An 8,504-nucleotide genomic window follows, 5' to 3' on the forward strand; every position below is an offset into this window, starting at 1 on the left:
TCACAATCGAGGCGTCCCAGATCGCATTGGCCTGGTGCTCGTTCCACTTGTCCCGCGCCTGCGAGAGTGACTGCAATACGGGCATGGTCGTGATGCCCGACCCGCCGCCTTCGGCCATCAGCGTCGGCAGTGACGGCAGGGGCGAGAGGTTGGCTATCTCGTCCAGCGCCAGCAGCATCGGTGGATCGAGACGGGCACCGGGTGAGCGGGCAGCAAGACGGCGGGCCGTCTCGATGAGGTCTTCCACCAACGCCGCCACCAGAGCCGCGCTGGCTCCCGCACCGGAACCGGTCGCCAGCAGGAACAGGGTGCCGCGGTCGCGGATGAATGCCTCGGGGTCGAAGCCTTCTCCCTCGGCCGGTGATACGGCGTCGAGGACTCGCGGGTCGGCCAGCGAGCCGAGAGCGAGAGACACGCCTTGCCAGATCGAGTCGCGGGTGCGTGGGTCGGAGTCGATCATCGCCTCCAGCGACTCGGCCCACCCGGTCGCGGCGCGGGTGGAGCCGGTCAGGATCGCCACCGCATCCGCGGCGGTGGTGGGATCGAGGGTCCACCTGAACAGCTCGGCGGGTGACCGGTTGTCGATCGCCGCCGCATGCAACAGCGCCTGCAACGCGGCGCGGGTCTTGCCTTCCCAGAACCCGCCCGAATCGACCCCGCCCGCGGACAGGCCGGTGCCGGCCGCGAGTCCAGTCGCGCGGATCATCGCAGTCTGTGGCGACTCACACCCCCGGATCGGCGACCAGCGCAGCCCAGCGGGCAGGCCCTCAGCGAGATGTTGGGGGTCGAAGATCGCCACTGGGCCGATGCGGCGGCGGGCGCGCATGGTCGCGGTCAGGTTGTCGGGCCGGGTGCTGGTGACGACGACGGCGCCGGGGGCGTCGAGGATCGCCGGGATCACCAGGTGCAGGCCCTTGCCGGAGCGGGGCGGGCCGATGATCATGATCGAGTCCTCCACCGACGCCCACACGCCCACCCCTTTCGAGGAACCGAGCCGGTAGCCGATATCGTGCGGCTTCGGGTCGGTCAGGCCGGGGCGAAGGTTCCCGGCGCGGCGCAGCAGTGCCTTCTCCGATGCCGCGGTGGCGACTTCGTGGCGGGTCGCGATCCCGGCCATCCGTCGCGGGTCTTGCTCGGCCCGGTGGGTGAAGCGGCGCACCCGCGCCCACACGAACACCACGAGTGCGACGAGGAGCGCCAGCATGGCGCCGGTGACGATCCAGTAGACGACGGGGTTCAGGCCGTCCGCGTCGAGGGCGGTGCCGGGGTCGCCGGGATGAACCAGCACGCCAACCCCGGCCGCGAGCCCGCCTTCGGGCTGAGAGTTGCCGGTCAGCCACGCGGTGATCGTGCCGGCGGCGCGGAGGACGAGCGCGACCCCGAAGAGGGCGACCAGGCCGATCATGGCGGCGTTGGTCAGTTCGTCCCCGAACGATCCGGTCTGCCGGCCCTCGCCGTTCATGGCAGCCGCCGGATCACCGTGGCACCGGAGATGCGGCCGAGCAGCAGTACTTCGACCCGCCCCGCCGCCTGATCTGGAATCGGGTTGGCGGGGTCGATGAGGGCGCGGGCAGTGCCGGTGTGCGCGGCGTCGGTGTGGCCGGTGATGATCGCGACCGTGACGTCCTCACCGGGCACGAACCCGTCGCCCTCGATCTGATGGAACACCGGCATGCCCGGTCTGGGCTTCGCCTCGACGGCGGGCTCGGGTTCGGGGAGGGCGCGGCGGGGTCGTGCGGTGATGAGGTCGGTGAACACCGAGCCGTTTGCTTCGCGGGCCTCGACGCGGATCGGGCGGGTGCGGTCGTTGCTGGCCTGGTCGATGATCTGCGGGAATGACTCGCGCCGCCACGGCGGCGCCCACTGAGGCGGCGTGAGCGGTGCGCCGTCGAGGGTGGCGGTCAGAATGCCGTCCTCGTGCACTGTGAGGACGACGGTCGGGATGTTGACGGGCGGCTGGTCGGGTTCGCTTCGCTTCATGCCCGGCAGGTGCACGCCTACCGGTCAGGAGCTATCGAGAGAAGACGGCTTCACCCTCAATGGCCGAAAGTGCACGCCACGGCTGAGCATCGAGCGCATCGAGTACGGTTTGCGGGTCAGTAACGAGTCTGGCCAGCCCGACAAGTTTCGTGGGGAACGCGGTGGGGGCTGTGTCGAAGCCAGCCTCATCGAATCCGGCGGTGAATCTCTCCCTCAGCGTCAGCGGTAGTCCGGCTGCAATCTCCGCTTCGAGGCTGTGCGCCTCCGTTGACAGTGCCGTGACCTCCCTGAGTCGAAATCGCTGAAGCTTCCCCTTCGGCTGTGGCGCAGGCTTGGACGTGGCCTCTGACAACCGCGCGGTCGCGTCCACCACCCACGGGTCAGTCGCATCGATGGCAAGAGGCATCGGAATCCCCTGAACGGCTCGTATTGCAGCCGGCTCGATGGCCAGAGAGACGCTTGACGGGTCCTCATGAACGTTCACGTACCTGAACACGTTGGTGCCGGGAGCGCACACTTCGGCCAGGTAGGCGTCGCCCACGAAGTTTGTGGGCTCCTGGTGTATGCCCGGCTCGATCACGCAGTTGGGATCAAGCTGTACGCGGTAGAGGTAGAACTGTTCGTCAGAACTGTCTTGGTCGTTCATGCGCCGGAGCATGTTTTCGATCGCTGCCTCATAGGTGCCGACGTGGAGCGCCTTGGTCTTCTGTCGGTTCGCCCAGGCGCCAACTCCAGAGCCCATCGCATCCATGCGGCGCTTGGTGACATCAGTCAACCGTACGGCCGGGTCGAAGTTCCTGTCTGGCCAGTTCTCATGGGTCGATGAGTGGTACCAGTAGGACTCCCGCACTGCCGAGTCGTCTTGCGCGGGGTCCTGGGGGTCCGCGCAGAAGTCTGGGCGGTCCTCGCCTTGGCAATCAGTGCCGCAGGCAGGGCAGGCTTCACGAGCCTGGTTGAAGTGGTCCAGCCACTCAGCGGTCACGAGCCATTCATGGCGGCATGAGCCACAGCGCATTCGGCGGGACCGCTCGAAGTTGATTGCTCGCTCGCTCACCGTTCCAGCATCACACGAGCGTCCGACATCTAGATCATGCGGGTTGTGGTGTCGAACAGGGCCAGCTCATCGGGATGCATCTGGTGCTGGACGATGAAGGAGCGTTCTTTGATCCGCCACAGCCCTTGACCGATACCCAGCCCGGGCAGCAAATGTTGTTCGGTGCCGGTCAGGCCGAGGGTCTTGGCCGTGAGGGAGAGCTGGTCGGATTCCTGTCGGTAGATCACTCTGGTTTCGGCGTTGGCGAGCAGGCTGTTCGCCAATGAGCGCATGGCCGAGCCTTGATCGCCCACGTTGTCGAGGTCGCTCAGCTTGTGGAAGACGAGCATGTTGGCCAGCCCGTAGTGGCGGGCGAGCCGCCATTGCGCATCCATGCGGCGCAGCAGTGCGGGGTGGACCATGAGTCGCCAGGCTTCGTCGTAGATCATCCAGCGTTTCCCGCCATCGGGGTCCATCAGCGCGGCTTCCATCCACGCGCTCGCGCAGGTCATCAACACCGACAGCAAGGCCGCGTTCTCCGCGACCCGGCTGAGGTCGAGACTCACCATCGGCAACGACGGGTCAAACTTCACCGTCGAAGGACCGTCGAACAAGCCGGCGAGGTCACCACCGACGAGACGGCGGAGCGCGTGGGCGACGAGTCGGCCGTCCTCCGCGAGTCGCCCATCCTCGTCGGTGGATGGGGTGAGGAGGCGGTCCACGACCATTGGCAGGATCGGCACCTCGGCGTCCCGGACCGCCGCGGTGAGGGCGGTGTCGATGGCGGTGTGCTCCAGCGGCGATAGGTCGCGGCCGAGCACGGTTTCTGCGAGCGCGCCCAGTAGTTCACGGCGACGGGACGCCAACGTGGACGCCCACTCCCGCTCCGAAAGGTTCGAGGGTCGGTGGCCTTCATCGAGTGGGTTGAGTCGGGTTCGTAGTCCGTGGCCGAGGACGATGGCTTTGCCGCCGACTGCTTCGGCGACGGCGGTGTGCTCGCCTTTGGGGTCGCACGGCACGTAGACGCGGCGACCGAACGGCAGCGACCGCGTGTAGAGCGACTTCGCCAGCGAGGACTTTCCCGAGCCCACGATGCCGGCCAAAATCATGTTCGGCGCGGTGATGATGCCCCGCCGGTACAACTCCCACGGGTCGTAGACGAACGATCCGCCGGAGTACATGTCCTGCCCGACGAACACGCCTTGGCTGCCGAGGCCGCCTTCGGCGAGGAACGGGTAGTGCGCCGACAGCACTGCGCTGGTGTCTTGATGGCGTGGGAGGCGGAACCGGCCGGGCGTCCGCAGCATCGCGGGTCCGGGTTCGCCGGCCTTCGGAAGATAGGTCGTGGCCCGCCGCTCGGCCCGCTCGGCTTCGGCCTTGGCTTTGGCGGCTTCGGTCTCGGCGCGGCGTTGCTCGGCGACGAGCCGGGCGGCGGCCTGCCGACGTTGCTTGCGGTACTTGCGTCGCTCCGACGCCGGCGCGACGAGCACCGAGGTGTGCAGCTTCTCCCGCTCGCTCACAGCGACCGCCCCCGCGAGCGAGCGTCCGTTCCGGCGGCGGGGCGGTCGAACCACGACGGGTCCGGCGCCGTTCGCGGGGACGGGGGCTCGTCCAGGAGGGCGAGTGCGTCGGTGTTCTGCCGTGCGGCCTCGGCCGCCCATGCGGGGAACATGCTCGCGTGTTCGGCGCTGTGGCCGGGGTGGTCGATGGCGTACTGCCGGGACTCACCGGCCGCACTGAGGTATCCGGCGAGGTCGCGTAGCGCCCGATCGGGCGCGCCGGGGGTACCGGCGCCGGTGAACAGGTCTCGCCCTTCGAGGCTTCGCCCGGTCGTGGCGTCTTCGATGCGGTAGGCGTACCGCTGGTACTCGCCGACCGGGGTGTCGGGCCAGACGGTCAGGGTGAGCGTGCCGGCCTGCTGGGATGTGCGCGGCGTGGGGTCTGTGGTGTTCATGCCGGGCAGGTGCACCCAGCCGCCCGGCAGGGTTCAGAGTGAGAGGCGGCCGCTCTGTTTGAGCGTCGTGATCGCGGCCGGCTCGAACCACGACTCCCGCGACGGTGCCTGCCGGGGTGCGACCGCCGGCTTCGGGGCGTTCGGGGACGAGTACGACACCAGCAGTTCCGGCCCGTCCTGCACCGGCGCGGATGCTTCGGCTTCGTCCGGTTCGATGGGGGTGGTGGTGTGGCGGCGAAGCAGGGAGACGTAGCCGATGTGTGGGTTCACGACCAACGCGTACTCGCCCGAGATCGCCACCTGGTCGTTGGTTCCTTCTCCGGGCTCGTCGTAGACGTACCCGTTCTCCATCGCCGCGTCGGTGGTCTCGTCGCCGTAGTCCCACTGGGCGAGGTAGTCCACCGCGTCGACGTGCCCGAGTTCACCGAGGATGTGTAGCGGCCGGTCGGCCTCATCGCCCTGCAAGAACAGCACGCTGATCCACCGCTCGGTGGTGGCAGGTTGGGGGTACCAGACGATCTTGCCGGACTGGACGAACGCCGCGTTGGGGTGGTCGTGCGCCTGATCCAGCAGTACCGCGGCCTGATGGAACCCATCGGCCGCGCTCAGTGCCGCGACGGCCCCGGCTGCCCGGTCTCCGTCGTCGGTGCTCACCTGGTCTTGGTGGCGCAGGTGGACGCCGGCGAGCTGGTCGAGGACTTGCCCCAGGCACCGGATACCGGCCACCACCTCGCCGATGACGCGGTAGGTCTCGGCGGGCTCGTCCCAGCTCCTTGTCGCGTGGGCCAGACCGCGCAACGCTTCGTAGGCTTCGGCGGCGTCGGTGACGGGGTTCTCGTAGGTGGGCATGGCGGGCCTCCATCGTTCAGGTTCGGACGCCCACCAGGTGCACCAGCCGCACCCGACACAGGATCAGACGGTGCGGCACAGCGGGAGCGCCGCGGCCGTGAACGCGGCGGCTTGCTGGCCGACGAGGCGGCGGGTTTCGCAGGAGCTTTGGATCGCGGCTTGGGTGATCGCGGCGACGGCTGCTTCGAGGTCGTCGATGCTCGGTGCCGACACTGAGATGAGGCCGGTGACGCGCAGGACGCCATGCCCGGCGGTGAGGTCGGCTTCTTGTTGCAGCACGTCGTGGAACTCGGCCGATTGGGAGGCGTCCTCGATCTGCCCGAGCCGGGCACGCTGGGCCGCGTCCGAGATGTACTCGACCTTCTTGCGGCGGATGTCGCGGGCGGCCTGGTCGGAGCGCATCGGGGTGTAGATCAGCGTCACGGCACGTTGGATGCCGGTGGAGAGCAGGATCGGGGCGGCGAAGCCGGGATAGACGAGGCTGCGGGGCCATTCGGAGACCCAGAGCACGGCGTGGTGGGCGGAGTCGGTGCGCAGGTTGCCCCAGGTCTCGGTGACTGCGACCGGGCCGGCGGTGGCGAGGTCGCGGCCGATCTGCCCGTGCCGCTCCAACGCCGAGGCGACTGCTGGGTCGTAGGCGGAGCGGAGGATGACGGCGATCTGTCCGGCGTCGAGCCACCCGGAGGGGGCGAGGTCGGCTGACCGCAGCGCCGAGACCAGGGTGGACATCTCTTGCCGCAGTACCCCGGCGGCGCCCTTGATGCCGCCGCCGGCGGTCCTGATCTGCCGGGCCGCGGCCTTCATGTCCAGCGACAGGCTGATCGTGGTGGCGTGCCGTTCCCCGGCCGGGCCGGCGCGCTCGATCAACTCGGCGTAAGTGTCGGCAGCCCAGGAGCCGTCCGGGGTGCCGTGCGCGGTCCACCACTCCGCCAACCCCGTACCCGAGTCCGGCAGGGTCCGTTCGAGAACCTGCAAGGTTGCGATCCTGCCCGAGCGGCACACCGTCGCCAACGCCCGGCCCCAGGTGGTGACGCGGCGTTCCTGCTCGCCCGGGTCCAACAAGACGAACGCCGGGTGCGCCACTTCGCAGACGACCGTGAGGGTGGCGGCGTGGGGGTCGTGGATCATGCACGCCCCGGTCTCCGGGTCGATGAACTCGCGCAGCCTCGCCGCGTCACCGGGGAGCGCGAGGGTGCCTGCGGGCCGGGGTGTGACGATGCGGCGGCGGTAGAGCAGTTGCCCGCCTGTGACTCGCCAAAGCCACCAGACGGTGACCGGCAGCCACTCCACGACCGGGCGCCCGCCGATCGGTATCCAGGTAAGCGCGGCGCAGAGCATCCAGACGGGTGCGGTGTAGGCGAGCAGCATCCCACCGCCGGCGTAGAACGCGGCGACCAGGGTGAGGCCGCCGATGCCGAGGGTGACGAGCTGCGCGACCGACAACCCCAACAACACGCCCCGGCGGGTGAGGCGGCTGAACTTCACCGGCACTAGCTCGCCCGGCGCGGCGGTGTCTTTCGCGTGACTGGGCATCGGTCACTCCTTCGTCGGCTTGGGCGGGTTCGGGGTCGGCGTTGCTGGGCGTGGGCTCGGTGGAGCGGTCGGCGCCGGCGTCGAGGGCGGTGGTGGGGCGCTGGTCTGCCCGGCACCGGCGGCGGCCGTCTCGGCCTCACCCGCCAACGCGGTCCCGGCCTTCGGCCCCGCGGTCGCGGCACCCTTCACCACTTGCGCCCCGACCACGACCGCAGCCGCCGGACCCGCCGCCGCAGCCCCCGCCCCGGCCCCTGCACCGGCTCCAGCTCCGGCACTTCCGCTCGCGCCAGCTCCGGCTCCGGCGGCACTGGCGCCGCTGCCGGTTCCAGCGGTCGGGGTGGGCTTCGGCGGTGCACCCGCGCCGCCTCCCGAACCGCCGCCGCTGTCGCCGCTGGTCTGGCCGTCGAGTACCTTCTTCGGCCCGTCGCCGGACGGCTTCGACGGCACGGGGATGGGCCGGTTCAGTGCGCGCTTGGCGTCGTCCTCGGCACCGGCCTGCCCGTAGTAGTCGGTGCCGACGAACGCGAGGAACCGATAGGTCAGGTACGGGGCGAACCCGGCCAGGGCCATGAGCACGATCCCGGACAGCGGATCGGACACCGAGGCCAGGTCGACGTCGATGGGTGCGGCGACCTGGGTGATCGCGACGAGGAAGATCACGACCAGCACGAGCTTGGACAGGATCAGGGCGATGACGAACATGGCCCATTTGCCGACCCAGCCGCGTGCCGCGTCCCACGACGAACCGGAGAACGCGAGCGGTGCGAGGGCGACGGCTACCAGCAGCAGCGACTTGCGGATCAGCAGCGACAGCCACACGATCGCCGCTGATGCGATCGCCAGTCCGGCGAGGAAGATCATGATGATCGCGCCGACACCGGGTGCGGCGATGGACAGGCCGGACAGGGCGAGGACGAGGGCGGCGATCTTGTCGCCCATCGTCTCGGTGGTTTCGCCGGCGGCTTGGATGATGCCGACGCAGAGTTGGTCGGTGATTTCCAGCAGCAGCGCGGTCAGGGTGATGACCACGAAGGAACCGAGGACGGATTTGCCGAGCCCGAGCGCGGCCCGGGTGAGGGCGGTGGGGTCGCGGCGGATCATGCCGGTGATGAGCTGAAGTGCGAAGAACAGCAGCATCACGAACACGGCGATGCC

At 69.3% G+C, this 8,504-nt stretch carries 8 protein-coding genes; all 8 read right to left on the reverse strand.

Features of this window, described 5'->3' with window-relative positions:
- The coding region (locus Q1K57_RS07925; RefSeq protein WP_300080679.1) for a type IV secretory system conjugative DNA transfer family protein at positions 1 to 1,462 on the reverse strand (1,462 nt) is incomplete at its 3' end.
- Complete coding sequence (locus Q1K57_RS07930; protein ID WP_300080682.1) at positions 1,459 to 1,980, reverse strand: hypothetical protein; 522 nt, start codon at positions 1,978 to 1,980, stop codon at positions 1,459 to 1,461. The genes Q1K57_RS07925 and Q1K57_RS07930, both read right to left, overlap by 4 nt.
- A gap of 31 nt (positions 1,981 to 2,011) precedes the next feature.
- On the reverse strand, positions 2,012 to 2,962 hold the full coding sequence (locus Q1K57_RS07935; protein ID WP_300080685.1) for a hypothetical protein: 951 nt from the start codon (positions 2,960 to 2,962) through the stop codon (positions 2,012 to 2,014).
- A 101-nt stretch (positions 2,963 to 3,063) separates the two neighbouring features.
- Complete coding sequence (locus Q1K57_RS07940; protein WP_300080688.1) at positions 3,064 to 4,533, reverse strand: ATP-binding protein; 1,470 nt, start codon at positions 4,531 to 4,533, stop codon at positions 3,064 to 3,066.
- On the reverse strand, positions 4,530 to 4,967 hold the full coding sequence (locus Q1K57_RS07945; protein WP_300080690.1) for a hypothetical protein: 438 nt from the start codon (positions 4,965 to 4,967) through the stop codon (positions 4,530 to 4,532). The genes Q1K57_RS07940 and Q1K57_RS07945 overlap by 4 nt, the downstream gene beginning before the upstream one ends.
- A 33-nt stretch (positions 4,968 to 5,000) precedes the next feature.
- Positions 5,001 to 5,816 carry a hypothetical protein gene (locus Q1K57_RS07950; RefSeq protein ID WP_300080692.1) on the reverse strand — a complete coding sequence of 272 codons (816 nt, stop codon included), beginning with the start codon at positions 5,814 to 5,816 and terminating at the stop codon, positions 5,001 to 5,003.
- A 63-nt stretch (positions 5,817 to 5,879) separates the two neighbouring features.
- Entirely contained in the window at positions 5,880 to 7,349 is a 1,470-nt protein-coding gene (locus Q1K57_RS07955) for a PrgI family protein (RefSeq protein ID WP_300080695.1), read from the reverse strand.
- 3 nt (positions 7,350 to 7,352) lie between these two features.
- The coding region (locus Q1K57_RS07960) for a conjugal transfer protein TrbL (RefSeq protein WP_300080697.1) at positions 7,353 to 8,504 on the reverse strand (1,152 nt) is incomplete at its 5' end.

The organism is Propioniciclava sp., assembly GCF_029977985.1.
Taxonomy (GTDB): Bacteria; Actinomycetota; Actinomycetes; order Propionibacteriales; family Propionibacteriaceae; genus Propioniciclava.